The sequence below is a fragment of the Frankia sp. AvcI1 genome, from assembly GCF_001420875.1.
Lineage (GTDB): Bacteria > Actinomycetota > Actinomycetes > Frankiales > Frankiaceae > Frankia > Frankia alni.
This window is the reverse complement of sequence record NZ_LJFZ01000023.1, coordinates 24,715-50,848: the sequence shown is the minus strand read 5'-3', so window position 1 is coordinate 50,848 and position 26,134 is coordinate 24,715. Positions and strand designations below refer to the sequence as shown.

14 protein-coding genes and 22 pseudogenes are annotated in these 26,134 nt (G+C 73.1%); 19 read left to right on the top strand and 17 right to left on the bottom strand.

The genetic code is table 11. The features are described 5' to 3' along the window. The first annotated feature begins 227 nt into the window (after window positions 1-227). The 8 genes and pseudogenes from UK94_RS21605 to UK94_RS61090 all read left to right on the top strand — a co-directional run. The gene (locus UK94_RS21605; RefSeq protein WP_009399485.1) at window positions 228-446 is read left to right on the top strand and encodes a helix-turn-helix domain-containing protein; all 219 of its coding nucleotides are present in this window, start codon (window positions 228-230) and stop codon (window positions 444-446) included. A gap of 188 nt (window positions 447-634) precedes the next feature. Then, window positions 635-1,345: enoyl-CoA hydratase/isomerase family protein (locus UK94_RS21600; protein ID WP_235489133.1), on the top strand; the 711-nt coding region annotated here is incomplete at its 5' end. A gap of 90 nt (window positions 1,346-1,435) precedes the next feature. Next, window positions 1,436-2,032: pseudogene (locus UK94_RS61110) on the top strand (ABC transporter transmembrane domain-containing protein); the annotation flags it as partial. Window position 2,033: 1 nt separating this feature from the next. Then, window positions 2,034-2,471 (top strand): annotated as a pseudogene (locus tag UK94_RS61105) (ABC transporter transmembrane domain-containing protein); the annotation flags it as partial. 25 nt (window positions 2,472-2,496) lie between these two features. Continuing rightward, window positions 2,497-3,360, top strand: an 864-nt coding sequence (locus tag UK94_RS61100) for an ATP-binding cassette domain-containing protein (protein ID WP_235489131.1), incomplete at its 5' end; no start/stop codon positions are given. 525 nt (window positions 3,361-3,885) lie between these two features. After that, window positions 3,886-5,028, top strand: a pseudogene (gene pyk, locus UK94_RS21590) (pyruvate kinase); the annotation flags it as partial. 1 nt (window position 5,029) lies between these two features. Beyond that, a pseudogene (locus tag UK94_RS61095) lies at window positions 5,030-5,101 on the top strand (hypothetical protein); the annotation flags it as partial. Window position 5,102: 1 nt separating this feature from the next. Continuing rightward, window positions 5,103-5,301: pyruvate kinase alpha/beta domain-containing protein (locus tag UK94_RS61090; RefSeq protein ID WP_313949567.1), on the top strand; the 199-nt coding region annotated here is incomplete at its 5' end. Between the two features lie 5,256 nt (window positions 5,302-10,557). Here the strand turns inward: UK94_RS61090 and UK94_RS61085 are convergent. From UK94_RS61085 to UK94_RS21570, 3 genes and pseudogenes are all read right to left on the bottom strand, one after another. Then, window positions 10,558-10,849: pseudogene (locus UK94_RS61085) on the bottom strand (LuxR C-terminal-related transcriptional regulator); the annotation flags it as partial. 1 nt (window position 10,850) lies between these two features. Then, on the bottom strand, window positions 10,851-11,238 hold a 388-nt coding region (locus tag UK94_RS61080; RefSeq protein WP_235489129.1), incomplete at its 3' end, for a response regulator. A gap of 214 nt (window positions 11,239-11,452) precedes the next feature. Then, window positions 11,453-12,607, bottom strand: a complete 1,155-nt coding sequence (locus tag UK94_RS21570) for a DUF5685 family protein (protein WP_011605650.1) — start codon at window positions 12,605-12,607, stop codon at window positions 11,453-11,455. A gap of 441 nt (window positions 12,608-13,048) precedes the next feature. Between UK94_RS21570 and UK94_RS61075 the strand changes: the two are divergent. The 5 genes and pseudogenes from UK94_RS61075 to UK94_RS61055 all read left to right on the top strand — a co-directional run. Further along, window positions 13,049-13,304, top strand: a pseudogene (locus UK94_RS61075) (DUF222 domain-containing protein); the annotation flags it as partial. Window position 13,305: 1 nt separating this feature from the next. Continuing rightward, window positions 13,306-13,503 (top strand): annotated as a pseudogene (locus UK94_RS61070) (HNH endonuclease); the annotation flags it as partial. Between the two features lies 1 nt (window position 13,504). Continuing rightward, a pseudogene (locus tag UK94_RS61065) lies at window positions 13,505-13,813 on the top strand (HNH endonuclease); the annotation flags it as partial. A gap of 1 nt (window position 13,814) precedes the next feature. Continuing rightward, window positions 13,815-13,909 (top strand): annotated as a pseudogene (locus UK94_RS61060) (hypothetical protein); the annotation flags it as partial. Between the two features lie 9 nt (window positions 13,910-13,918). Further along, window positions 13,919-14,293 carry an HNH endonuclease signature motif containing protein gene (locus UK94_RS61055; protein WP_268761549.1) on the top strand — a complete coding sequence of 125 codons (375 nt, stop codon included), beginning with the start codon at window positions 13,919-13,921 and terminating at the stop codon, window positions 14,291-14,293. 94 nt (window positions 14,294-14,387) lie between these two features. Here the strand turns inward: UK94_RS61055 and UK94_RS21560 are convergent. The 12 genes and pseudogenes from UK94_RS21560 to UK94_RS61000 form a co-directional block, all read right to left on the bottom strand. Continuing rightward, window positions 14,388-15,479: aminotransferase class V-fold PLP-dependent enzyme (locus tag UK94_RS21560; RefSeq protein WP_235489126.1), on the bottom strand; the 1,092-nt coding region annotated here is incomplete at its 3' end. A gap of 214 nt (window positions 15,480-15,693) precedes the next feature. After that, window positions 15,694-15,931 (bottom strand): annotated as a pseudogene (locus UK94_RS61050) (L-2-hydroxyglutarate oxidase); the annotation flags it as partial. Between the two features lies 1 nt (window position 15,932). Beyond that, window positions 15,933-16,002 (bottom strand): annotated as a pseudogene (locus UK94_RS61045) (hypothetical protein); the annotation flags it as partial. 1 nt (window position 16,003) lies between these two features. Further along, a pseudogene (locus tag UK94_RS61040) lies at window positions 16,004-16,048 on the bottom strand (hypothetical protein); the annotation flags it as partial. 1 nt (window position 16,049) lies between these two features. Continuing rightward, window positions 16,050-16,301: pseudogene (locus UK94_RS61035) on the bottom strand (FAD-dependent oxidoreductase); the annotation flags it as partial. A 1-nt stretch (window position 16,302) separates the two neighbouring features. After that, window positions 16,303-16,781: pseudogene (locus UK94_RS61030) on the bottom strand (FAD-dependent oxidoreductase); the annotation flags it as partial. Between the two features lies 1 nt (window position 16,782). Continuing rightward, window positions 16,783-16,977 (bottom strand): FAD-dependent oxidoreductase (locus UK94_RS61025; RefSeq protein WP_235489123.1); only part of this gene is annotated, 195 nt, incomplete at its 3' end. A gap of 209 nt (window positions 16,978-17,186) precedes the next feature. Further along, window positions 17,187-17,877 (bottom strand): annotated as a pseudogene (locus UK94_RS61020) (glycoside hydrolase family 15 protein); the annotation flags it as partial. A gap of 1 nt (window position 17,878) precedes the next feature. Beyond that, window positions 17,879-18,000: pseudogene (locus UK94_RS61015) on the bottom strand (hypothetical protein); the annotation flags it as partial. 1 nt (window position 18,001) lies between these two features. Then, window positions 18,002-18,418, bottom strand: a pseudogene (locus UK94_RS61010) (glycoside hydrolase family 15 protein); the annotation flags it as partial. Window position 18,419: 1 nt separating this feature from the next. Continuing rightward, window positions 18,420-18,682: pseudogene (locus UK94_RS61005) on the bottom strand (glycoside hydrolase family 15 protein); the annotation flags it as partial. A gap of 1 nt (window position 18,683) precedes the next feature. Continuing rightward, window positions 18,684-19,073: DUF5911 domain-containing protein (locus UK94_RS61000; RefSeq protein ID WP_235489117.1), on the bottom strand; the 390-nt coding region annotated here is incomplete at its 3' end. 573 nt (window positions 19,074-19,646) lie between these two features. On the opposite strand from UK94_RS61000, the pseudogene UK94_RS60995 reads away from it, so the two are divergent. Next, window positions 19,647-19,842 (top strand): annotated as a pseudogene (locus UK94_RS60995) (hypothetical protein); the annotation flags it as partial. A gap of 59 nt (window positions 19,843-19,901) precedes the next feature. Here UK94_RS60995 and UK94_RS21540 read toward each other — a convergent pair. Further along, window positions 19,902-20,314, bottom strand: a pseudogene (locus tag UK94_RS21540) (hypothetical protein); the annotation flags it as partial. A 1-nt stretch (window position 20,315) separates the two neighbouring features. Next, the coding region (locus tag UK94_RS60990) for a PGPGW domain-containing protein (protein ID WP_313949570.1) at window positions 20,316-20,432 on the bottom strand (117 nt) is incomplete at its 3' end. Between the two features lie 636 nt (window positions 20,433-21,068). On the opposite strand from UK94_RS60990, the pseudogene UK94_RS60985 reads away from it, so the two are divergent. From UK94_RS60985 to fabI, 5 genes and pseudogenes are all read left to right on the top strand, one after another. Further along, window positions 21,069-21,263: pseudogene (locus tag UK94_RS60985) on the top strand (potassium transporter TrkA); the annotation flags it as partial. Between the two features lie 33 nt (window positions 21,264-21,296). After that, window positions 21,297-21,551, top strand: a 255-nt coding sequence (locus tag UK94_RS60980; protein WP_313949566.1) for a TrkA C-terminal domain-containing protein, incomplete at its 5' end; no start/stop codon positions are given. 21 nt (window positions 21,552-21,572) lie between these two features. Beyond that, a pseudogene (locus UK94_RS60975) lies at window positions 21,573-22,101 on the top strand (cation:proton antiporter); the annotation flags it as partial. A 1-nt stretch (window position 22,102) separates the two neighbouring features. Then, window positions 22,103-22,754 (top strand): cation:proton antiporter (locus UK94_RS60970; protein ID WP_235489114.1); only part of this gene is annotated, 652 nt, incomplete at its 5' end. A gap of 177 nt (window positions 22,755-22,931) precedes the next feature. After that, entirely contained in the window at window positions 22,932-23,705 is a 774-nt protein-coding gene (gene fabI / locus UK94_RS21525) for an enoyl-ACP reductase FabI (RefSeq protein WP_011605641.1), read from the top strand. The last annotated feature ends 2,429 nt before the right edge of the window (window positions 23,706-26,134 follow it).

Genomic DNA, 26,134 nt, shown 5'->3' with positions numbered 1-26,134 from the left:
TGGGGACACTGGTCACCGTGCATGGTCGGCCGTGGACACCCAGCGTGCCTGCGGGCGGGTGCGACCCGGGCTATGTCGGCGCTGGCGTCGGCGTGGAGATGGAAGNGCGAGGGCACGGTCACGCACCGGCGCGCCGCGTGTGATGGATCACATCTGCTTCGAGTGGCGCGTTCACTCGAGCTGAGTGAAGATCGGTTCGCAGATCATCGAACACGGAGGGGGCCACGTTGGCCGAGCTTAGGAAAGGAACCCGGATCACCGGCGCCGAGCGGGACAAGCTCGCTGCCGAACTTCGGAAGAAGTACGAAGGTGGGCAGAGCATCCGTCTGCTCGCCGAGTCCTCTGGCCGTTCGTACGGTTTCGTCCACCGGATCCTGTCGGAGTCCGGCACGACCCTGCGTGGCCGTGGCGGTGCGACCCGGGGCACCAAGAAGAAGAGCGCCTGATCATGGCGGTGCCGGCCGCCGCCGAATCGGCGGCGGCCGGACTGCGGGTGGAGGTCGTCGGACCGGTCGCGACCATCCGGCTGTCCGGACCCGGAGATCCCGGGTCCCTGGGGGGCCTCGGTTCCGCCCTTGACGACGCCCAGCGGCGCATGGGCGGCGACGTCCGGGTCGTCGTCCTGCGCGTGGGNGGTCAGGCCTCCTCGGGCGCCGGCACCCCGGTGCTTTCACCGGGCGCGGCCGGCTACGCACCGTTCTCATTGTCCTTTCCCTCGTCGCCCGCGCACGCGGATCCGGCCGCCCTGATCGAGGGGTACCGGGTCTGGCGGGCGGCGCTCGATCGGCTGACCATGCGCGCCGACCTCATCAGCATCGCCGCGGTCGCGGAGGTCACCGGGGACGTGGGCACCGCTCTCGCCGTCGCCTGCGACCTGCGGATCTTCGCCGCTGACGCGGGACTGCGCCCGGTCTGGGCGCACGGTGGCCTGCTGCCCGCGGCGGGTGCGCTGACCCGCCTGGCCGACATCGTGGGCTGGTCTCGTGCCCTCGACCTGTGCCTGACCGGCGGGCGCCCGCTTGGCGCGGCCGAGGCCGCCCGGCTCGGGCTGGCCCAGCGGCTGGTACCCGGCCCGCGTCTGGACGACGAGGTCGACACGGTGGTCGCGGGCCTGCTCGCCGCATCCCGTGCCGTCGCCGCCGAGGTCAAGGCGCTCCTGCGCGGCGCCCGCCCGGCCTTCCCGCCGGTGGTTTCGACGCGAGCGGCGGGCCCGACGCGGGCCGCGGCTGCGGCCGGTGCCGGTGCCGGTGCCGACCATCGCGATCTTCCTGACGCCGAGGGTGAGGCGTGGGCGCGCACGCTCGTCGACCTGCTGGACGCCTCGGGGGGCGTCGCCGCGGGCTGACAGGCCGTCGTCCCTCCGGCGGGAATGACTCCGACCCGCGCCTTGCTTACATGATTACAGTGCAAGCAACGGGGGTGGGAGGCGGAATGNGGCCGGGTTCGGACAGCGGGGCCTTCATGCGATCGGTCACCCGGGACCGATCGGCGGCGAGGACCTCGGTGCGGCCGGGGACGCTGCGCCGCATCGCGGCCTTCGCCCGGCCCTGGCGTGGCCAGCTTGGCTGGTTTCTTCTCCTCATCGCGGTCAGTGCCGCGCTCGGCGCGGTCGTCCCACTGATCCTCAAGGAGATCATCGACGGCGGGATCGAGCGTCACCGGGTGGGCTACGTCGAGGTGCTGGCGGCGATCGTCGCCGCCCTGGCCGTCCTCGACGCCGGCCTGTCCCTCGCCCAGCGCTGGTTCTCGGCCCGTATCGGCGAAGGCCTGATCTACGAGATGCGCAGCCAGATCTTCCGGCACGTGCAACGCCAACCGCTGGCGTTCTTCACCCGTACCCAGACCGGGGCGCTCACCAGCCGGTTGAACAACGACGTGCTCGGCGCGCAGTCGGCGTTCACCAACACGCTGTCCGCAGTGCTGTCGAATGTGCTCTCGGTCGGGTTCGTGCTCGCCGCGATGCTCGTACTGTCATGGCAGATCACTGTTGTGTCACTGGTGTTACTACCGGTTTTCATTTTTCCCGCTCGTGNGTTCGCGCCGCGGCTCGCCCGGCTGACCCGGGAACGGTACGGGCTGAACGCGGACATGCACAACACCATGACCGAACGATTCAACGTTTCGGGCGCGATGCTGGCCCAGCTCTACGGGTCCCCGGAACGCGAGGAGGTCAACTTCCGCGGCCGGGCCCGGCAGGTACGCGACATCGGGGTCACCCAGGCCATGTACGGCCGAATATTCTTCGTCTCGCTCAGCCTCGTCGCCTCGCTGGCGACCGCGATCGTCTACGGCTTCGGCGGTCGGCTCGCGGCCCGGGGAGATCTCGAGGTCGGCACCCTGGTCGCGCTCAGCGCGTATCTCGGCCGGCTCTACGGGCCGCTCACCCAGTTGTCGAACGTGCACGTCGACGTCATGACCGCACTCGTGTCGTTCGAGCGGGTCTTCGAGGTTCTCGACCTCGAACCGGCGATNGTCGACCGGCCCGATGCCGTCGANCTGCCGGCGGAGGCGGCGGCCGTGGAGTTCGACCACGTCGGATTCCGGTACCCCGCCGCGGACGAGGTTTCCCTGGCCTCCCTGGAATCCGTCGCGGTTCTCGACACCAGGATCCCCGCGCCGGTGCTGCACGACATCACCTTCCGGGCGGATCCCGGCCAGATGATCGCGCTGGTCGGACCGTCCGGTGCCGGCAAGACGACGATCAGTCAGCTGATCCCGCGGATGTACGACGTCCGGTCCGGCGCGGTCCGGGTCGGCGGGCACGACGTGCGAGACCTGAGCCTGCAGTCACTGCGCGCCGCGGTCGGCGTGGTCACCCAGGACTCCCACCTGTTCCACGACACGGTGCGGGCCAACCTGGCCTTCGCCCGGCCGGACGCCACCGACGAGCAGATGTGGTCCGCGCTGGACGCCGCCCGGATCGGGGAACTGGTGCGCGCGCTGCCGGACGGGCTGGAGACCGTCGTCGGCGACCGCGGGCACCGGCTGTCCGGCGGGGAGAAGCAGCGGCTCGCGATCGCCCGGCTGCTGCTGCGCGCGCCGGGCATCGTCGTGCTGGACGAGGCGACCGCGCATCTCGACAGCGAGTCCGAGGCCGCGGTGCAACAGGCGCTGGGCGCAGCGTTGGCCGGGCGGACCTCGCTGGTGATCGCGCACCGACTGTCCACGGTGCGGGAGGCCGACCGCATCCTCGTCGTCGACGGCGGTCGCATCGTGCAGAGCGGCACCCACGACGAGTTGCTGGCGCGCGGCGGCCTGTACGCCGAGCTGTACCGGACCCAGTTCCGCCCCGCCGCGGAGCCGGCACAGTCCGCCGACTCCGCCGACTCCGCCGACTCCGCGGCCGCGGTCCCGGCCTGAGCCGGACCGGGGCCGGGCCGCGCCGCGGACCCGGGCGCCCTCGGCCGGGGGAGGCGGCGGGGTAACCCGTTCGGTCAGGTACCGGGTTCCACCGAACGTGGCGGTGCCGGGGCGAGCGCGGTGGACTGCGCGGGTGCGGACCCGGGACGCGGAGCCGCGGCGGCGGGACCGGGGTCGGGNGCGGTGGTGACGTCGACCACGGCGATGTCGATGTCGCCGGACGGCTGACGGTGAATAGCGGGATTTCGATTCATGCCCGACTCCGGGGGTGCTCGACCGTGTCATACCGACTTCCGCGTCCGGGTGGAGCGGCTCCCAGGAACGTCGGCACCCTTGCCGTCTTTCCCGTATCACGCGCGCCGACGGACGGGGGTGGCGCGGGGGACGAGTCGGACGGTACGCCGCCGAGCGACCACGCGCAGCATGTACCTGATCGACCTGATCTGACTACTGCCGGGTGCGCGACGCGCGTCTCTCGGCGGCCCCCGTGTGCAATGACCGACGATCAGTACTTAGGCTTTGTCTGTGCCACGTAGAGCCAAGATTGTTTGTACCCTCGGCCCGGCCACCAGCTCGCCAGAGAAGGTCCGGGCCCTCGTCGACGCCGGAATGGACATTGCCCGCCTAAACTTCTCCCACGGAACACACGAACAGCACGCCGTCACCTACGCCCGGGTGCGGGAGGCGGCCGAGGCCGCCGAGCGCAGCGTCGGCATCCTCGCCGACCTGCAGGGCCCGAAGATCCGCCTCGGCACCTTCGCCGACGGTGGCGTCACCCTGCTGCCGGGCCAGCGGTTCACCGTCACCATCCGGGACGTGCCCGGCGACCAGCACCAGGTCGGCACCACGTACTCGGGCCTGCCCGCCGACGTCTCCGCCGGAGACCGCATCCTCGTGGACGACGGCCGCCTCGTCCTGCAGATCGACGGCGTCACCGACACCGACGTCCACACCACCGTCGTCATCGGCGGCCCGGTCAGCGACCACAAGGGGATGAACATCCCCGGGGCTGCGCTCACCGTGCCGGCGCTGAGCGAGAAGGATGCCGACGACCTGCGCTACGCCCTCGAACTCGGTGTCGACATGATCGCGCTGTCCTTCGTGCGCAGCGCTGCCGACGTCAAGTCGGTGCACGCGATCATGGATGAGGTCGGCACCCGCGTCCCGGTCCATGCCAAGATCGAGAAGCCGCAGGCGGTCGCCGCCCTCGACGGCATCATCGAGGCCTTCGACGGGCTGATGATCGCCCGCGGCGACCTCGGCGTCGAGCTGCCCCTCGAGGACGTGCCGCTGGTGCAGAAGCGGGCCGTCGGCCAGGCCCGGGAGCGGGCGAAGCCCGTGATCGTCGCCACTCAGGTGCTCGAGTCCATGGTCAGCGCGCCGAGGCCGACCCGCGCCGAGGCCAGTGACTGCGCGAACGCGGTCCTCGACGGTGCCGACGCGATCATGCTCTCGGCCGAGACGAGCGTCGGGGCCTATCCGATCGAGTCGGTGTCCACCATGGCGCGGATCATCGAGACGGCCGAGGCCGACCTCGGGCGGATCCCGCCACTGCGCACCGAGCCGAGGACCCTCGGCGGGGCGATCGCCCAGGCGGCCGCCTCCGTCGGACACGCCGTCGGCGCCCGCTACCTCGTCGCCCACACCCTCAGCGGTGACACGGCCCGGNGGCTGGCCCGGTACCGCAGCGAGGTCCCGGTGCTGGCCTTCACGCCCATCCCCGCCGTGCGCAACCAGATGGNGCTGTTCTGGGGCGTGGAGACCTTCCTCGTGCCGTTCGCGGAGAGCACCGACGAGATGGTCCGCCAGGTCGACTCCGCCCTACTCCAGATCGGCCGCTGCCGGCCCGGTGAGCTCGTCGTCGTCGTCGCCGGCACCCCGCCCGGCGTCGCCGGAATGACCAACACGATGCGGGTCCACCGCATCGGCGAGGCGGTCTGACGGCCGCACACGTGCAGTCGTGAGGACGCGACGTCGTGTCGTGTCGTTCTTCACCCGGCTCCACCTGACCTGACCTCGACCTGACGTGACCCGACGCCTGACCGGCGGGCGGTTGCCGCGGGGCCCCACCCGCGCCGACCGACGGTCGGGCGCCCCGCCACCTCGAGCGGACGCCGCCCCCGGACCACCGCACACCCCTCGCCTGGGTGCGGTGGCGGGCCCGGCGTCCGCGCCCGCGCCCGCGCCGACCCACGGCGCCGGAGTCGGGGATTCCCGGACCTCCCACGCGTATCCGGATCGAGTTCCGCGCAGGCACCGGTCGCCTCGGCCGCGGGCGCCGACCTCGCTGCTCAGCGATCGGCCGTGCCCGTCCGACAGGCGCCTGGCGGCTGTCATGATGATGNCGGCCGCGTCCCAACCCGCCGACCGGGACCGCGGGGGATCCGTCGACGCGGGTCTGGATCGGATCGGGCGGCAGCCAGTCGGACAAGGGCGCATGGTCAGGGAGTGGTTGCATGGTCGAGCAGGGGAGCGGGCCGGACGATCAGGCACCCGCGGGCACGCCGGCGGCCGACCCGAGCCCGCCCGGTCGCGGGTCGCAGTCCCGGCCCGCCGACCAGTCCCGGCCCGCCGACCAGTCCCGGCCCGCAGAGCAGTCCCGGCCCGCAGAGCAGTCTCCGTCCGCCGAGCAGTCCCGGCAGTCCCGGTCCACCGGGCGGTCGCCGTCCACCGAGCAGCCCCGGTCTGCTGGGCAGCCCCGACCCTCCGGGCAGCCCCGGCCCTCCGGGGGGNAGCCCCGGCCCTCCGGGCAACCTGGGTCGGCTGATCTGTCGCAGTCCGCTGGGCAGGCCCGGTCCGCGGGCCAGTCTCGGTCCGCTGGACAGCCCCAGGCAGACGGCCGGTCCCGATCCGTCGCGGCCGACGACCACTCGGGTGCCGGCACCTCGGCGTCCCCGGATTCGCGTACTCCGCCTCGTGCCGCACCCGCGGGCCGCGTCGCCTCCGAACCGCCCGCCCGGCCCGCCTCCGCCTCGTCCGCCGGCGCCCGCCCCGCCGCCGGCCTGCCCGCTCCGCCCCAGAGCGCGCGCGCGGCCGGTGCCTCCTCGACCGCTGCTCCGCCCGGACGGTCTGGTTCGGGCGCCTCGTCTGGTTCGGTGGGGACGCCAGGTTCAGCAGGGTCAGGTTCGGCGGGTTCGGCCGGTTCGGCCGGTTCGGCGGGCAGCGGGTCCGGCGCCGGTGACCGGCCCGGTGCGTCCCGTCCTCCGGAAGGGGGCACGCGAACCGCCGACGGCGCCCGTGGCCCGATCCGCCCGCCGCTCGCGCCGAACCGGTCCCAGCCCACCGGCGCCCCGCCGGCGCGACAGAATCCGTCTCCCCTTCGTGACAACCGCGGACCGGGTGGCGCCGGCCCCGTCCGCATGACACCCGATTCGGTCGCGCGTGGCCGGCAGTCGGCGGCCGGTGCGCCCGCTGGCCCCCCCGGCCAGGACCGGGCCGGCCTCCCGCCGAACGCTGCGGGGCCGTCGGCGGGAAACGCCGGCGCACGTCCGAGCGCCGCCGGGACGCCGCCGGGCGGATCTGCCGGCGAGCGGCCGACCGCCCGGCCCGGCGCCGGTGCGCCCCGTCCGCCCTCCGGGCAGCCCACCGCCCGGGTAGCGCCTGCGGCGGGGCAGTGGCCCGGGCGGTCACCGGCCCGGTCGGGTGCGTCCGGCGTCTCGGGCGTCTCGAGCGGGCCGGCCGGTGCGCCGGTGTCGTCCGGGGATCCCGGCAGAGCATCGCCGGGGGCGGCGACCCGTACTGGGCGGGCCGATGCAGGCGGCGCGGCCGGATCAGCAGGAGGTGGCGCGGCCGAACCGGCGGGGAGCGCGGGCGACGGATCTCGAGCGCGATCGGCGATCACGGGTCAGGCTGGCTCGGCCGACAACCGTGCACCGGACGGGTCGACCTCCGCGGCCGGTGCTGCTCCGCGGCCACAGGGCAAGGACGGTGGGGCCCCGAAGCCGTCGCGCGTCGACCGGGACGTGGACCGCGACCTCTCTGTGCCACCCCCCGGGGCGAGCCGGTCCGCTCCCGGCGCGTCGCCGGGATCCGCCGCGGGGACGCGGGCACCAGTCCCGCCGGCCCCCCCGCCCGGCTCGCGGGCTGGCGGGCCGGGCTCCAGCCCGGCACCCGGGTCGGGCCAGAACCAGGCGTCGCGCCCCGTCGATCAGCAGCCGTGGACGCCGCAGGCCCGACCGGCCGTCAGCCAGCAGGCTGACCCGCTGCGAACCGCTACACCGCCGCGAACCGCTACACCGCCGCGAACCGCTACGCCGCCGCGCGTCGCCCCGCCGCCGCGACCCGCCGCCGACGTGGCGGCAGACGCGGGGCATCCGAACGTCGTCGCGCCCGCGCCGCCCACGCCGCTACCGTCGCCTGTATCGCCGACGAGGACCGATGTCGCTCCGCCCGCCGCAGCTCCGTCCTCGCCGCCTCAGGCCGCCTCCGCGCCGGCAGACGCCGCACCTCGGCCCACGTGGTTCGAGCGCGAGGCGCCACGATCGTCCGTCCGGCCCGTCGACGCCGGAGTGGGCTGGCCGTCCGGGGAACGCGACGCCGCGGATCGCCCGCCGGCCGGCCGGCCGGCCGGGCCTCCCCGCGGCCGCGGGCCCGATCAGAACCCGGCCGCCTCCCGGGGTTCCGAGCCGCTACCGAGACGCACAGAACGCGGCGGGGAGCTGCCCGTGGCGTTGCCGCCCGCCCGAGACGCCTCGGCCCGCGCCGGGGGCGCGGACGTCGCCAGGCCAGGCCGCCAGAGTACACCGGAACCGCACCGCGCACCGGCCCGCGGCACCGGCGACAGGACCGAGCCGGCAGCTGGAAGCGCCCCCGGGAGCCATGCCGGCGCCGGCACGGCCCAGCTGTCGACCGCACAATCGGCGCTCGATCCGCCGACCATGCGCGTCGGGTTGCGTCGCGATCGCGGGAGTGACGGCCACGGCGAGGCTGCGAAGCGGTTCGCGGCGACCGACGACGGCTGGCGTCTCGCGGATCCGGGACAGCACCCGGCCCCGGACGTCTCCGAGGCGACTGGCGTGTACGAGGCGACTGGCGTGTACGAGAGGTCTGACGCGTCAAAGACGTTGGACGTGTCGCCGGACTTTGAAGGCGGCCGCGCCGGCTCCGTCGCTTCGCCCCGCCTGCACGGTCACGATGCCGTGGCTGGGCCGGGCGTGGNGCCGGAACATGAGGTGCCCCGGCCCGGCGAGCCCGCCGACCCGAACCGGCCGTCCCTGGGTCCCGGCCACCGCACGGTACGGGAACGGGGGCAGCGGCCCGGCCGGCCGGGCGCCGGTGAGCCGCCGCACCAGCTCGAGGCGGCCGGCCAGACCGTGACCGGGCCCGCGACGGCGCCGGACCGCACACGACCGGCGGCCGCGCTGGCCATGATCGTCGGTGCGGTGGGTAGCGTCATCGGCAGCGTCCTGCCCTGGAGCGAGATGTCCAGCGCGGACGAGACTCGGACCTTCAACGGCATCGTCGTCGGGGACGGCCGAGTGGTCCTCGTCCTGGCCGTACTCCTGGGGATCGTGGGTGCGGCGCGGCTCGTGCGCCGGCCGATCGGCGGTAGTGCTGCAGATGTCCTGGTCGCCCGCGTGGTCGCGATCCTGATCGTGGTGATTGCCGGGCTCGATCGGGCCTACGGACCGCCGACGCTCGCGTCCTTTCGGGCCATCTCGGCGGACGTGATCTCCATCCATCCGCAGAACGGGGTCATGGTCACGCTTTTGTCCGGCATCCTCGCCCTGATCGGCGCCGTCCTGCTGGAGCGGCGCACGGTGGCGGCGGGAGGAGGTGGCCGGTGATGACCCGCCCGGTTTGGGTGGTTCTGTCTCGCGACCATGCGGGCGGCTCCCACGCGTGATACGACCGTGCGGGGCGGTCGTCAGACCCCTCCCGTGGTGTCGGACGGTGGTGGCGTGGGTGACCGGTCAACAGCAGAGTCCGTGGGCCCGCCCGGGGGGTGGTGGTTCATCCGTCGCCGCCGGGGGTGCGGGGGGCGACGCCCGGGACGGTGGGACGGCACTACCCGCGGCCGGCCCACGCCCGCCGGAGGTACCGGAAGGACCAGAGGAAGACGGCCGTAGAGCCGCGGTCGCCGCCGAGCTGCGAGCGTGGCGGGCGCGGGCTGCGGCGACGGCGGACCCCGCCTGGTCACGAGCGGGATCCGGCACGGTCTCCCTGGTGACGCCCCAGGTCGGCGTGGCAGTTGGCGGCGCCGCGCCGGAGGTGCGGTCATCGCCCACAGCGTCTCGGGCACATCCGTGGGACGTGCCCTCGGTGGTCGCGGCGTCGGCGTCGGCGTCATCGCGGACGGCCGGACCAGCCGAGCACTCGTGGTCGCATCGGCTCGCGTCCCGCTGCGCCTGGCTACCCGGTCCGCTGGCCGTCTGNGCCGGCGTCGCTGTGATCATTGCGTCAGGGATGCGGTGGGCGACGGTGCGAGCCTACGGGTTCGTGGAGTTCACCGTGCGGGGAACCGATCCCGACCAGCATGGGAGATTGACGGTGCTACTCGGCATCCTCGCCGTGGTCGCGGGCCTTCTCCTCGCCGCCGGACGCAGGGAGTGGGGGCGCATGCTCGCCACCATGACGGGCCTCATGGTCCTGCTGACCGCCGCGGTCGACCTCGTNCAGCTTTACCGGGGAGGTCCGTTCGTCAACAGCGGGCTGCGGACGGCAACCACGGTCGGCCCCGGATTGTGGGTGATCGCTTGCTGTGGGTTCGTTGTTCTGGTGGCTGGAGTGGTTGCGCGGTTCACGCGTCGGCCCGTGGCCGGCGGCGGCGAGCCCCGGCGTTGATCGGCGGNCGGGTGTCTCGTCCTGGTCCCGGGGATGGCGGTGCCCGATCGAGGGGGGTGTGACCCCCAATGGGGGGACGTCCGGTTCGGTGGATTTGGGGTCATGACGGCAACCGCGACATCGGGCACGATGAACGAGGTCAAGGGCATACGGGGGGAGCAGCGAGGCTCGGTCGGGGGACGTGCCGGAGATGTTCCGCACTTGACCGGATCGCGCGCCCTCACGCCACGCGGGGGGTGGCGCGAGGGCGCGCATCGGATACGGGGATTCGGTGTGTGCCGGGGTGGTGGGCGCTGACATGGGGGTGTCGGCGCCCACTGCGCTTTCTCGAGCCGGTCGGAATCTGGTCGCCTCGGTCGTGGCGGGCGAAACGCCGACCTGCAGGTCGCTGGTTTCAGCGGTCTGACGCCTCGGTCAGGCCATCCCCTCTGCCCGGCGATCGAGATGACCATCCTCGATCGCCCGCTTGAACAGGTCGACCTTCGTCGCCGCGTCTCGGCCGACCCGGCGGTACTTCTGGCGGACCCGGTCGATGTACTGCTTGGCCGTCTCCGGGGAGACGTTCATCTTCCGTGCCACGGTCTTCAACGGCATCCCTGTCGCGTACAGGCGCAGCGCCTCGATCTCCTTCGGCGACAGGTCCGGCTTGTCGGGAGAGTCGTCGGTGAGGAGGAGGAAGGCAAGCTGTGGAGAGATCCATCCGGTGNCGGCGGCGGCCGCCCGGATCGCGGTTGCCAGATCCTCGACGTCGTCGGTCTTCGGAACGAAGCCTGAGGCACCGGCGCGCATCGCGTCCCGGACAGTGGCCGGTGACGCCGCGGCGCTGAACACCACCACGGCCCGTTCGTCGGACAGCAGCCGCCGGAGGTTGTCCGGAGGCTCGGTGCCGTCACCGAGGTCCAGATCCAGCAGGACCACCTGTGCGTGTCGCCCGGGCCCAGCGAGCAGCGCGTCGAGGGAACAGGCCGTGTCGATCAGGTCGAAGTCCTTCACGTCGTGCAGCAGGTCAGCGAGACCGCGCAGCACGATCGGGTGATCGTCGACCGCCGCAACCGTGATGATGTCGGAAACCGTCGTGTCGTCCTCTGCGTTCATGGTGGTCCAGTCGTTCTCCCGGACTTGCGAGCCATGACAGACCTCGACACGGCCGTACGGGCGTCGGTGCCCGCCAGTGGGGACGTGGGGGCGTCCCCGGCCGCGAGGAGCGTCGGGGACTCCGCTCGCGCGACGTTCACCATTTCAGCAGATCCCTACCGGACGTCACGACCAGGTTCCGTCATGCGCAACGAGGTCGAAACATCGGGCACTCTCAGCAGTTACAGTCGCATCCGCAACAGTCGCACTCCGCGCACTCGCCGCAGGACTCGCAGCAGTCGCAGCAGTCGCAGGCACCGTCGAGGTCGCAGCCACGGCTGCACAGACCCTCCTTTCGCTGCCCGTCCAGCGGCGACGTGTATTCGCCGCACATCCGGCAGGTCAGGAACATCCCGGCGGCGACCAGGCAGGCCGAGCCCGTCCGTCGGCGCTGTGGCGACCGGCGGTCGGGGCGATCATCCGGCGGCTGGCCGGGCCGCCCGGGCCCCGGCGACTGTGCGGTGGACGCGAAGGTCCGGTCGACGGCATGGTCGAGCCCGTCGCCGAAGAGGAGACGGGCGAGTCGGGCATCGACCGAGTCGGTGAACCGCACTTCGGCCAACGCGTGCCGCAGGTCCCGCCGGCCGTCCTCGCACAGGAGGCGGGCCTCGGCCGGGCTGGTTCCCGTCGCTGTCAGCGGGTTCCACGATCCCGTCCGGGCGTCGTCGAGCTGATCGGTGACGGCGTCGAGCAGATGGACGACGCGGCCGAAGTATCGTCCCACCGCCGCGAGCGGCGCGCGGTTGTCGTCGCACCCGGCCACGACGGCGGTGTGCGCGAGAACTGCGGAAACCGCGGTCTCGGTGGGGGCCAGCGCGTCCAACAGCGCCGCCCCGCCCCGGGCGCTGGCGCCCTCCCGGGCGCGTTGCTCCGCCGCCGCACGTTCCAGCAGGGCGACACCGAGCCCGACCCCGGAGCCGGTGCGCTCGGCGGCTGCCGCGGCCCGGTCGGCCACCCGCTGCGCGATCGCGGCCGCGGGGCGGCGGCGCAGAAGACCGTCGCCGTCCGCGATGTGGTCACCCACGGCGATCGCGCCGGCGGCCAGGGACACTGCGGCCGCCAGCCGCGGGCCCGCCTCGGCGGATGCCGCCACCTCGATCCGGCGCATCCCGCGAAGCGGACACGGCCCTGCCCGGCGGCGTTCTGTCGGCCTGCCGGGCTGCGCGGCGACCAGCACCGACACGAGAACCGCGTCCACGTTCGTGGTGACGCGGGCCCACTGACCGTGATGGTCGCGCAGGGCCAGGCACAACCCGCAGAGATGCGACATCCACGCCGCGTGCAGGTCGTCGGACAGCTGGTGCCGGCAGGGGCGAACCACTCCGAACATGGACGCACCCTCTCAGAAGAGCAGGTGGCGACAGGTGCGCGCGGCTCGAGTCGCCCTGTCTGGCTTGCGACAGTGGGCCCGCAGGGGCGGGACTGCCGAGCGAGGCGGGTCGTCGGCGCGGAGGCCGGCCGGACGCCGGAAGGATCGTTCTCATGCGGACGACGATAGCGTACGATCGAACACGAGTTCGAAACGGGATCGAGCTCCCTCGCCCGGCCGGAAGCCTGACGGGGTGGTGTCATACGTCGTCGAGGAAGCGATGGTGCGACGATGCCAGCAGACCTGCCAGGCGAGCGCGACGTGAGTCGGCCGGCCGCCAGCCAGGGGGAGGCCGNGGCGCGGACCCCGCCCGGCCACAGCGCGATGCGCGTGTTCGACCGGGTCGTCGACGAGCTGAGCGCGGACGAATGCCTGCNGTTCGATGTCCGACTCGAACGGCAGATCGCGCGACTGCAGGCACAGCAACTCGCGGTGCGAGCTCGGTTCGTCGAGCACCGTCCGCGGCTGGAGGGCGAGTCGGAAGACCGACCTTTCAGTGAGTTCGCGGGCGAGGAGCTGGCCGCCGAGCTGGGAGTCGCGCCGGCTCTCGGCACCCGTAGGCTGACGCTGGCGGTCGAGGTGTGCACCCGGCTGCCGGCGAGTCTGCGTGCCCTACACGAAGGCGAGATCGACCTGCTGCGGGTGGAGAGCCTCGCCCNCCAGACCGCGGCGCTGAACGCTGTGCAGGCCGGCGCCGTCGAGCGGGCAGCCCTCGAGCAGGGAGGCCGGGCCAGCCATGCGACTTTCCGCGCCGCGGTACGGCGCCGGGTGTTGAAGGTCGATCCGCAGGGGGCGAACCGCCGGCATCGTCATGCGGTGCGGGGACGCTGCGTGCGGATCACCGACGGCGAGGACGGNATGGGCACGTTGCGGGCGCTGCTCTCCGCCGAGCGGATGGTGGCGGTGTACCACCGCGTCGATGTGTTCGCCCGTCTCTCGGGCACCGATCCGGAAGACAAGCGCACGCTCGATGAGCGCCGGGCTGACGTCCTCTACGAGCTGTTGATGGGACAGGACCGCCACAGCATCCGCCCCGAGGTGCAGGTCGTGGTGCCGATCTCGACCCTGATGGGGCTCTCGGACGAGCCGGGCGAGCTTGCCGGATACGGCCCGATCCCGGCGGATCTCGCCCGCGAGCTCGCCGCCGACTCGCAGTCGACCTGGCGGNGGATGCTCACCGATCCGCGGAACGGCCAGGTCGTCGAGGTCGGGGATCGGCGCTTCCCCTCACCCGGCCTGGCGCGGGCCGTGCGTGCGAGAAACNGCCAGTGCATCTTTCCGGGCTGCGGAAAGCCCGCGATCAACTGCGAGATCGACCACACGAAACCACACGGCGAAGGCGGCCGCACGGAGGAGGAAAATCTCGGCCCAGCCTGCGCCCGGCACCATCACCTGAAGCACGCGGAGAGCCGCCGTCGGCGTCGGACCCGGCGCAGGCACGCTGGCGGTGCCGGCCCGGGCCGCCCGCCGGCGGAGCCTACCGTCCGCGGCCGCACGCAGCCTCCCGCCGCCGACTGGAAGTGCGAGCAGCCGACGCCCGGCGTCTTCCTCTGGACCAGCCCGGAGGGACGAACCTACCGAGTACTGCCAGAGCCCTATCTGGATGTCCCGCCCCCCGCGGGGCCGGCCACGCCGGGTGCCGCCTGAAGCGTGCATGTCCGTTTCAGGCGCGNGACGGGGAGTTGCCGTCCTCGCGGCTCAGNGCTGCGGCGAGCCGCTCGAACTCGCCCGGATCGTTGTNCACGTGGGCGCTCACCCGCAGGACCGGCCCCGCGAGATCACGGCTCCGCTGGACCGGGATGGCGCTGGTGAGGATCGCATCCTGCCGGTAGAGACGATCATGGACTGCCACGAGGTCCACGCCGGGTGGTGGTTCCAGCGTGACGATGCCGGTCGGCGAGTCCGGCCGCTCGCGCACCCGCCATCCGCCGGCACCGTCCAGGACGCGGCGCCCACAGGAGGCGAGGTACACGATCCGGGCGAACACGAGCGGGGGATCGCTGACGAGCAGCTCGGAAAGCGCCTGCGCGAGACCGACCCGGGAGGCTATCGAGGCTTCACCGATGCCGAGCCGAGCCAGGCCGGGTAGGGGAACCGGCCGCCCGTCCCTGCCCCGACCCATGCTGTAGAGACTCGGAACCGCGACGTTGATGCGCTCGGCCAGGTCCCCCCGCACAGCGAGGAAGCCGGTGCCCCGCGGGCCGCACAGCCACTTGCGCGATGTCCCCACGTAGGCGCTGGCTTGGATGTCGGAGACACCGATCTGGCCGAGGGACTGGGCGACGTCGAGGATGAGCGGTACCCCGGCGGCGGCACAGCGGCTACCGATCTCGGCAGCCGGCTGCACGATGCCGCTTTGGCTGGGGACATGGGGAAAGACGACGAGATCCAGCTCGGTGAGCGCGAGCGGACGGGCAGCCCCGGGGCTGGTGATCCCCATTCTGTCGAGGACGTCGAGGTCGATGACACCCTGCGGGTCGACGGGCAGATCGATCAACTCGAGTGGGGCCTGCCGCGCCCGGGCCTCGAGCACGAACATGTTGGAGCCGTACTCGCTCGGGAGAACTCCGATTCTGGCGCCCGGAGGCAGAGGCCAGGCGGCGAGCAGCGCGGCGAAGGCGGTGCTCGCCGAATGGTGAAAGGTGACATCGTCAGGGCTGAGGCCGGGTCCGAGGAGATCGGCGAGTGCCGCCCGCGCGGAGTGCAGCGCCTCGCCCGCTTCCATCTCGGCGACGTACGCACCATGCTCGCCTTCGCGCTGCAGGTGGGCGATCTGAACGTCGAGGGTCGCCTGGCTGGGCCTGGCGGCGGCGGCCGCGTCCAGGTGGGTCACGGCCGAGGCCGACCGTGCGGCGCGCCAACGTCGGGCCAGCTCGAGACCCGCACCGTGGTCCTTTTCGGCGTCGGCGAGAACATCACGACCCTGGCGGTCCGGCGTCACACTCACCGGACCNGGATCGCATCCGTCGAGCGTCCGAACCCCGGGGATGCGGGTCCCCGGCGTCCGGACAGCAATGTCGCCGTGTCGTGCCGCCGAGTCGCAGGCGTCAGCTCGCCGGTTCGGGAACGACCTTGCTGACGATGTGCTCCGCGATCGCGAGCGATGCGGTCGCACCCGGCGACGGCGCGTTGCGTACATGGAGGACCCGCCCGGTGTGCGACAGGACGAAGTCGTCGACGAGGTTGCCATCCCGGGCCACAGCCTGGGCCCGCACCCCTGCCGGCCCACGCACCACGTCGGTGGTCCGTAGCTCGGGTACGTAGCGCCGGGCTTCTGCGACGAACNCACGCTTGCTGACGGTGTGCAGGATCTCCTTGGCGCCGGTCTTCCAGTGCGTCCTGGCCATCTTGTGGAANCCCGGCCAGGCGAGGGTCCGACGCAGATCGCTGGCCTGGACGGTGNCGACCGTGTAGCCCTCGCGGGCGGTGGCGAGCACCGCGTTGGGCCCGACGAGGACCTCTCCGTCAATCCGTTTGGTGAGGTGGATGCCGAGGAAGGGGTATCGCGGATCCGGCACCGGATAGATCAGCCCGCGGACCAGGTCCCGCCGCTGTGGGCGCAGCAGCCAGTAGTCGCCTCGGAAGGGGACGATCTGAGGCGACGGGTCTTCGCCGGTGAAGGTCGCCACCAGGTCCGACTGCAGCCCCGCGCAGGNGATCAGCAGGTCGAACGGACCGACGCGCTCGGAGACGACCGAGACCCGCCCGCCGTCCTGGGCGGCCACCTCGTGAGTGCCGTTGGGCCGGGCGCTGGCGGAGCCGGCGACGGTCAGGCGCAGGTGCACCCCGTCCGGCCGCTCGTCGACACCGATCACCTCGGCACCGGTGCGCACCGAGCCGCCCGCGGCGATGATCTCCTTGCGGAGCGCCTGCGCGACCCCGGGATAGTCGACGATCGCGGTGGTGGGGGAGTGCAGGGCGGCGACTCCCCGGGCGTGCGGCTCGATCGTCCGCAGCTCGGTGGCGTCGAGCATGCGGGTCCGGGGGACTCCGTTGGCCTGCGCGCGCTTCTCGATCGCGGCCAACCGTTCCAGTTCGCTGTCGTCGACCGCGACGACGACCTTGCCGCACTCGTCGTAGCGGATGTCGTGGGTGTCGCAGAACTCGCGCAGCAGGCCGACGCCGCGCCGGCACANGGTGGCCTTCAGCGAGCCCGGTACGTAGTAGAGGCCGGCGTGGACGACGCCGCTGTTGCGTCCGGTCTGATGCCGGGCGACGTCGGGCTCCTTCTCGAACACGGTCACCGTCGCTCCCGGTTCGACCTGGCCAAGACGCCGGGCCACCGCCAGTCCGAGTATGCCGCCGCCGATCACCGCGATCCGACCTGCCACGCCCCGCCCCCTGCTCCTCGTCGATCGGCTGGAGTCTCCCGCCACGCCGACAGTACGGAACAAGTATCGGCATGCACGCTGTGTGACGAACTGATAGTCCGTGCGGCGGCCGTGCGGTGGACCCGGCATGGCACGACCTGCGCCAACCACGCCGCCGCCGTGCCGCCGCCAGGTCGTGCCTGCGCCGCCCACGCCGCCGCCGGGTTGGCTCAGCCGAAGAAGTGGCCCGGCGGGTGCGCGCGGTCGGTGCGCGAGCGGGGCACCCCGCGCAGCGCGTCGGTGAGCGTGCGCGCCGTGTTGACCAGCGGCACGTGGCTGAACGCCTGCGGGAAGTTGCCGGTCATCCGCCCGAGCCGGGGGTCGTACTCCTCGGCGAGCAGGCCGACGTCGTTGCGCAGCGACAGCAGGCGTTCGAACAGCTCCTGGGCCTCATGCACCCGTCCGGACAGCGCGTAGTTGTCGGCGAGCCAGAAAGTGCAGGCGAGGAACGCGCCCTCGCCGGCGGGCAGCCCGTCGACCGCGCCGTCCTCGGCGGTCGGGTAGCGCAGGACGAAACCGTCCTCCATCAGCTCCCGTTCGATCGACGCGACCGTGCCGACGACCCGGGGATCGGTCGCCGGCAGGAAGCCGACCAGCGGCATGTACAGCAGCGCCGCGTCGAGCTCGCGGGAGCCGTAGAACTGGGTGAAGGTGTTGCGGTCCGGGTCGAAGCCTCTCGCGCAGACCTCGGTGTGGATCTCGTCGCGCAGCGCGGACCAGCGTTCCACGGGACCGGGCAGGCCGGACTCCACGATGCCACGAACGGCCCGGTCGGCCGCGACCCAGGCCATCACCTTCGAGTGGACGAAGTGCCGGCGTGGCCCGCGGACCTCCCAGATGCCCTCGTCGGTCTTGCGCCAGNCGGTCTCCAGGAAGTCCATCAGCTTGGTCTGCAGCGGCCAGGAGTCGTCGCCGTGCTGGTCGGCGAGCGCCTGCCCGCCGGGCAGGACCAGGCCGGGCACGGACGGCCGCCGGTTGGCGACCNCGACCCGGGCGACGTGCAGGGCGTCGAGGACCTCGCCGTAGACGTCGAGCTGGAACTGGTCGACGGCGGCGTTGCCGACCCGAACGGGGGAGGAGTTCTCGTAGCCGGCGAGCCAGGGCACCTCGTACTCGGGCAGGCGGCGTTCCCCCCCGACGCCGTACATGATCTGTACCCGGGACGGGTCGCCCGCGACCGCGCGCAGCAGCCATTCCCGCCAGGCGGTCGCCTCGCTGGTGAACCCGGCGTCGAGCAGGGCGAGCAGGGTGATGGTCGCGTCGCGCAGCCAGCAGTACCGGTAGTCCCAGTTGCGCACCCCGCCGATGTGCTCCGGCAGCGACGTGGTGACGGCGGCGACGATGCCACCGGTCGGGGCGTAGGTCAGGGCCTTGAGGGTGATCAGGGAGCGGCGCACGGCGGNCTGCCACTGACCGTCGTAGGTGCAGCCGGCCATCCAGTCCGACCACCACGCCTCGGTGAGGGTGATCATGCGGCGGACGTCGTGGACCGGCGGCGGCGTCTGGTGCGACGGCGTCCAGGTCAGGGAGAAGGGCACCGACTGGCCGGCCGCGACGTGGAAGTCGGCGTAGGTGGCCATGTCGTGCCCCTCCATCGGGGCGGTGGTGCGCAGGGTGACGGCGTCCGGGCCGGCAACGGCCGACATGGTGTGCTCGTCGACGCGGCNCACCCACGGCACGATCGAGCCGTAGTCGAAACGGAAGCGGGTTTCCGAGCGCATGTGGACGGCGCCCTCGAGACACTCGACGAGGCGCAGCACCGTGTGGGTGCCGGCGTGGGGGAACATCGCGTCGACGATGCGCACGGTGCCGGAGGCGGTGGTCATGTCCGTCTCCAGCACCAGGGTGTCGCCGCGGTAGCGGCGGCTGACGCCGAGGACCGGCTCGACCGGGGCGATCTGCCAGTGCCCGTCGTCGGCGTCGCCGAGCAACGCGGCGAAGCAGGACGGCGAGTCGAACCGGGGCAGGCACAGCCAGTCGATCGAGCCCGTGCGCGCCACGAGTGCCGCAGAGTGGGTGTCGCCGATCAGCGCGTAGTCCTCGATCAGGGATGGCACGACCTGTTCCTCGCTCCCATGGTTCGCTGGTCGCGATCATCGGACGTGATGATCGCCGGATGTGGGATGAACGCCGTCGCCGGCGTCATCGGATGTGGCCCATCGCGGGTGACCCGTCGTTGGGCCCGATCGTGGGCGGGCGCCGCCGGTCGACGGTGTGCCGCTGCGCGTGCCCGGGTTGGGCGCGCGCCCCCGGCCGGCAGGTGGGCCGGGCGGGGGAGGCGGTCACACGTGGCGGAGGTCGCCGAGCCTCACAAAGGCGTTCACCTTACGGACTGCGCCGNCCGGCTAGTTTGGGGGTCCGGACTTCGTGGTGGTCCACCCGTAATCCGGACCAGAATTCCTTCCCCGATGTGACAGGACTCACGACGTGGCCTCTTCGTCGCCCACCGCCACCACCCGTGCCGTGCGGTACCTGGTCGATCCGCGGCGCCGCACGGCGGTGGTGGCGATCGCCCTCGCCGCCGTGGGCCTGATCGTGTTCGGGATCTACGCGACGCTGAGCGGGCCACCCCCCAAGCAGGAGGCTGTGGTCTACTTCACGCCGGAGGCGACGGCGGCGCAGAAGGAGGNCGTGCGCGCCGCGTGCCCCTCGGTGGGCCGCGCGATCCAGGAACCGAAGGACCGCAACAACCTGGCCGTCAGCAGGGCCTATCCGCTGCGCTACGACGTCGCGAAGGCGTCGACCGCCGACCGCGCGGCCGTGTACCGGTGCGTCCACGACCAGCCGGGCGTGATGGGCATGAGCCAGGAGACCCAGGGCCAGTAACACCCTCGAACCGGGGTCGGGCGGCGAGGATCAGCCGGGGCGGCTGGCCGGGTCCTGCGTCACCCCCGTGGCACGCCCCCCGTCTCCTCGTCGGCGCGCTCCCGCGTCTCCTCGTCGGACTCGGCGCCCGCCTGCTCCTCCTGCTCGCGCTCTTCGAGGAGTTCGGCGGGGGTCGGCAGACCGGCGTCCCGCGCCTGCTTGGCCTGCCAAAGGCTGACGATCATCGTCGCCAGCACGACGAGTCCGCTGAAGATCAGACTCCCACCGGTCCAGGGCGAGGAGGCGGGCAGGCTGTCGACGACGATCCAGGCGATGCCCGCGGCGATCATGCCGAGCCCGAACAGGATCGTGAACGCCGAGGAGAACCGGTTGGCGGCCGCCTGGTCGGCGAGGTCGGCGGCCTTGCGCCGGGCCCGCTCGAAGCGGCTGCGCGCCCACTCGTACTCCAGGCTCAGGATGAAGAACCCGAGGGNGACCACGAGGAAGCCCGGGCCGGGCAGGACGAGCATCGCGATGCCGACGCCGAGGACCACGATCCCCAGCACGGTGAGGGCGATCCTGCGCAGCAGTCGAGCGCTTTGGGTCAGCACGGGCGGCGACTCTCCCTGGACGGGGTGGGACCGGGCGGGTGGGACGGTGNGCGGGCGGGACGGGGTGCGCGCAGGTCCCCACGGCTCCATGGTGGTTGCTGGCGGTAGTGGTTCCTGGTGGCAGTAGTTCCTGGTGGCGTGGCTGATGGCGGCGGTGGTGGTTTCCCTGACGCGGTGGTTGCTGGCTGCGGTGGTAGCCGGCGGCGGTTGCCGGCGCCGGCTCCGGTCGTGGCGTCCGGGCGGATGTCGGCCGGGCGTCATCGACGTCGTCACCCCCTAGCAACGCGCCGGGCACCACAATCGTGGCCCGAGTTGCCGAGACCGGCTCCGTGACCTGGACCGCCTTCTCGCCGCGGCGCTTCGCGACGTCGCCGGGAGGGGACCGGCCCGATGCCCCTGCCCGTCGGACGGGTCGCGGCCCAGAACGCGATCGGCGCTGATGACGCGTCGACTGCCCGGTTCCGGACGGGGGCATCCTGTGACGACCACCTGTCGCCGGGTTACCGAGGCTTTCGCGTTTCGGTGCCGACGCCGCGAACCAGGGGCGTCTCCGGATCGTTCGTTAGGGTGNCATAAGGCGGCTCACCAGGAGCTTCCTGNGGACGAGCGGGCCAACAAGGCGCGGAAAGGGTTGTTGTGGAGATCGAGGAGACCGCGCTCCCCGGCATCGGGTTGCGGCACGACTTCCAGACGCGCAGCGGCCGTCGGCTGGGGGTCGTGTCCCATCATCACGGGCGGCGTGATCTGGTCATCTACGATCCCGACGATCCCGACTCCTCCCGGGACTCCATCGCGCTCACGGCGGAGGAGAGCGACGCGCTCTCGGAGCTGNTGGGCGCGCCGCACATCGTCGAGAAGCTGGCNGACATCAGCAGCGCGTTCGCCGGGCTGGTCGGCGAGCAGATCGCGATTCTGCCCGATTCGCCCTTCGCGGGCCGCCCGCTGGGAGACACCCAGGCCCGCACCCGCACGGGCGCCTCCATCGTCGCCGTCGTCCGCGACCAGATCGTCCACGCCTCCCCCCGGCCGGACTTCCGGTTCGAGGCCGGGGACATCGTGGTCGTCGTCGGGACCCCGGAGAACACGGCGTCCGTGGCCGCGTTGCTCCACTCCGGCTGACGAGCGGGCTGGCCNGATCGAGTGCATTCCACCGCGACGACCTTCCTCGAGCTCGGGGGAGTTCTGTTCTCCCTTGGCATCCTCGGACATCTGGCGCTGCGCGTCGGGATCTCTCCCATTCCGCTCTATCTCGTCGGTGGCCTGGCCTTCGGCCACGGCGGGTTGCTGCCGCTCGGTGCCAGTGAGGAGTTCATCGGCGTCGGTGCCGAGATCGGCGTCGTCCTGCTGCTGCTCACCCTCGGCTTGGAGTACACCGCCGGCGAGCTGCTGTCCGGCCTGCGTAAACAGGCCCGCGCGGGGGTCCTCGACCTCGTCCTGAACGCCACGCCGGGCGTCGTGGCGGCGTTCATCCTGGGCTGGGGTCCGACGGCCGCCGTGGTTCTCGGCGGAGTGACGGCGATCTCCTCGTCCGGGATCATCGCGAAGGTCCTCGGCGACCTCGGGCGGCTCGGTAACCGGGAGACGCCGGTCGTGCTGTCCGTCCTCGTGCTCGAGGACCTGGCGATGGCCGTGTACCTACCGATCCTGACCGCGCTGCTGGCCCACCACANCTTCGCCCGCGGGTCGCTGACGGTGGCGATCGCCCTCGGCCTGCTCGTGGCCGTCCTCTACGTCGCGCTGCGGCACAGCGACAAGGTGACCCGCCTGGTGTTCAACCCGTCGGCGGACCGCGACGACGAGGTCCTGCTGCTGCGGGCGCTCGGGCTGGCGCTGCTCGTGGCCGGCCTCGCCCAGCGGATGCAGGTGTCCTCCGCCGTCGGCGCGTTCCTCGTCGGCATCGCCCTGTCCGGGCCCGTGGCCGAGGGGGCGCAGGAGGTGCTCCGGCCGTTGCGGGACCTGTTCGCGGCCGTCTTCTTCGTCTTCTTCGGCATGCAGACGGCCCCCGCCGACATTCCCCCGGCACTGCTCGCCGGGTCGCTGCTGGCGCTCGCCGGAGTCGTGACAAAGGTCATGACGGGGTGGTGGGCGGCCCGCTCCGCCGGGATCGGGACGATGGGCCGGTTCCGGGCGGGCGCGGCCCTCGTCGCGCGCGGCGAGTTCTCGATCGTGATCGCCGGTCTGGCCGTGGCGGCCGGCATCGAACCGAAACTGGGGCCCCTCGCCGCCTGCTATGTGCTGCTCATGGCGATTATCGGCCCGCTGGCCGCCCGTTTCGTCGAGCCGGTGACCCGCAGCGCCCGCGGCCGGCTGAGCCGATCCTGATCACCGGCCCGCGGCGCCGCATCGACGCGTTCGCAACGGTTGATCCACGTTCTCGGGATATCGGATGGGCCCGCCGTGTGTCGTTCGACGGCCGCGGCGTCGCCCGACCGGAACGGGGGCAGACTTCCGGGCCCGGGTGTGCCCACATGGGCGGCCATGTTTGGCAGGATGCGGCCCATGAGCGGACTTCTCGAAGGTAAGCGCGTTCTCGTCACCGGTGTTCTCACGGAAGCATCGATCGCGTTCAGCGTTGCCCGCATCGCGCAGGAACAGGGCGCGCAGGTGGTTCTCTCCGGATTCGGACGTGGCCTGTCGCTGACGCGGCGCATTGCCAAGCGCCTGCCCAGCGAGGCGCCCGTCGTCGAGCTGGACGTCACCGACGAGGAGCAGCTGGCCGGTCTCGCCGGGCGGGTGCTCGAACACGTCGACGGCCTGGACGGGGTGCTGCACGCGATCGGTTTCGCCCCCGAGTCGGTCCTCGGTGGCAAACCGTTCGTCGAGGCCGCGTGGTCGGAGGTCGGCACCGCCCTGCAGGTGTCGACCTGGTCGCTGGCCTCCCTGACCCGGGCGGCCCTGCCCCTGTTCGGGGAGCGGGCGTCGGTGGTGGGCCTCGACTTCGACGCCTCCGTCGCCTGGCCCTCCTACGACTGGATGGGTGTCGCCAAGGCGGGACTGGCGTCCACGGCCCGTTACCTCGCCCGCGATCTCGGCCCGCGCGGCGTCCGGGTGAACCTGGTGGCGGCCGGCCCGCTGCGCACGATGGCGGCCAAGAGCATTCCGGGATTCAGCCAGTTCGAGGACGTCTGGGACGGTCGGGCGCCGCTGGGCTGGAGCGTCCACGACACGACCCCCGCGGCCCAGGCGTGTGTGGCGCTGCTGTCGGACTGGTTCCCGGCGACCACCGGCGAGATCGTCCACGTCGACGGCGGCGTCCACGCGGTCGGCGTCTGACGCGCACCGCCCGCGCCGGGCCGACCGCCGGGTGGCCGTGCCCCAGGTCGGCCCGCCGCCGGTGCGCCCGCCGCCGGTCAGCGCGCGTTCGCCGCCTCGTCGAGCAGATCCAACGCCGTTCCGACGATCACGTCCACCGTGACGGGTACGGCTCCCGGCCGGGCCGCCGCCCCGGCGGCGTCCGGCGGCGGCGCGGCCGAGCCGAGGGTCGAGATCGGATCGCCGTGCACGCCCGCCAGAAAACTCAGCGTCCGCGGATCGCCGTCGACCACGGTGACCATGGGAGCGCGCCGGTCGGCCGGGAAGAGCTCGGCGAGCAGCGCGTCCGACCCCTCGGCCAGCCCGCGGCGGGCCTGCAGCGCCTGGAAGACGGCTCCAGGCGAGGTCAGGCAGACCACGCTCACCTCGTGACCGAGCCCGGCGCGCAACTCCGCCGCGGCGCGCAGCACCTCCGGCATGACCGGGCCGACACCGACCAGGGTAATCGCGGCTGCNGGGCCGCCCTCGTGCAACCGGTAGCCGCCGGCGAGCACCAGGGCGCGACGGCGGCGCCAGCCGTCCGCGTCCACCGGGAGTTCGGCGAGCCGCTGGTCCACCGGTCGGGCGGAGAGCTGGATCAGGCTGGACCCACCGTCGAGTCGGGCCAGCCGGCCGAGCCCCGCCAACAGGCACCACGCGAGATCGTGAGCGAACGCCGGGACCCAGGTCGCCGCGATCCCGGCCGGGGCACCGTCGCCGCCGTTCCACGCCAGGGCGCGGGTGACCGGATCGAGTCCGGTGTCGGCCACCGCCAGTACGGAGCGGGCGTCGGCGCTGGCGCTGGCGAGCCAGCCGGGCAGCACCCGACCCGCCGACACCTCGTCGGCGACTCCGATCGGCAGCAGCGGCAAACCCTGCCGGCTCCAGGCCACCCCCAGCGAGCCGAGAACCCCACCGAAGGCCGCCGCCGACAGGCCGCCGGCCACGTGCCGCCCCGCCGGGGCAACGCCATCGCCGTCGCCGTCGCCGTCGCCATCGCCATCGCCATCGTCCGCGCCGCCCGGCCGCATCAGGTCGGTCGCGCTGCCCGCCCCGCTGGCGACACCCGCCCCGCTGGCGACACCCGCGTCGCTGCCACCGGCCGCGCCGACGTCCACGCTGCTGCCAGCGTGCACGCGGTCGTTCGCCGCCGCGGGCATCCCGTTCGCCGGCGATCCACCACCGGCCGGCCCGGTGATCGCCCCCTCGGCCCTGCCGGCGCCGTCGGTGCTGCCATCGCGCGACGCCGTGCCGACCTCGGCGGGCTTTCCGGCGGCGGGTGCTCCGACGTCGGCCGGCTCTCGGGTGGCGGCCGGCTCTCGGGTGGCGGCCAGCCACCCGGCGAGCACGGGATCGGCGGCCCGGGTGCTGATCGTGACCACCGCGGCCGCCGCCTGCGGGGCAAGCCGCGGCAGATCCCGCAGCAGGTCCCCGAACGCCTCCTGGGTGGAGATCCGTTCCGGGAAGCGGCGGGCGGCGTGCGCGGGCACCGGGGCGGGACCGCGCAGCGGCACCGGAGCACGGTCGAGATAGCGCGCGACGTGGCGGGCGAGCCGCCCCGCCGCCGGATCCTGCGGCAGGGCGACGAGCGCCCCGTCGGCGTCGACCGTCGCACCGGCCCCGTTGCGGGAGGCGAGCTGCGTGGCCGCCGGCCCGGGCGGTTCGCGGCGACCGGTGTCCGCGGCGGGATACGGGTCGTCCTCCGGTGCGAGCAGGTCGCCGGTGTAGGCGAACAGCACCGTGGGACGGTCCGCGGCCACCTCGTCGAAGGCGTCGATCAGCAGCGGGATGTCGTGCCCGCCCAGATCACCCAGACAGGCGAGGATCTGCTCGTCGGTGAGGGTGTCCAACAACCGGCTGATGCCNGCCCCGGCCGTGCCCGGCCCGGCGAGGCGGCGGCGCAGGTCCGCACCGCGGGCGTGCAGCAGGTCCTGGAACTCGGCCGGGGTGAGCAGGTCGAGGCGGGACCGCAGCGCGTGGCCGCCGGGCGCCCGGAACAGCGCCTCGAGCCGGCGACCGTAGCGCACGGTCAGGACCTGCCAGCCGGCCGCCTCGAACAGCCGCGCCGCGCGGGCCGGCCCGCCGATCCCGCCGGGGCCGCCGGTGGCGGCGGACACTCCGGTCCCGGTCACCATCACCACCCAGAACAGCTCGCCGAGGTGGGCGGCCCGCTCGTCGGCGATCGTCTCCCAGACGGCCGGGTCGCGTAGCTCGGCGTAGTCGATCAGGCAGATCTGGCGTCCCCGCGGGGTGTGGTCGAAGCGCTCGCCGGCGTAACGCCGGGCCAGCGCCGCCCACACCGTTCCGCTCGGCCCGACGTTGCCGGCGCCCAGCACGCGCAGGGGGCGGGAGTCCGCCGGGGGCGGCACGCTGTCGGGCCGCAGCCAACCGGCCGGCGGATCGCCCACCGC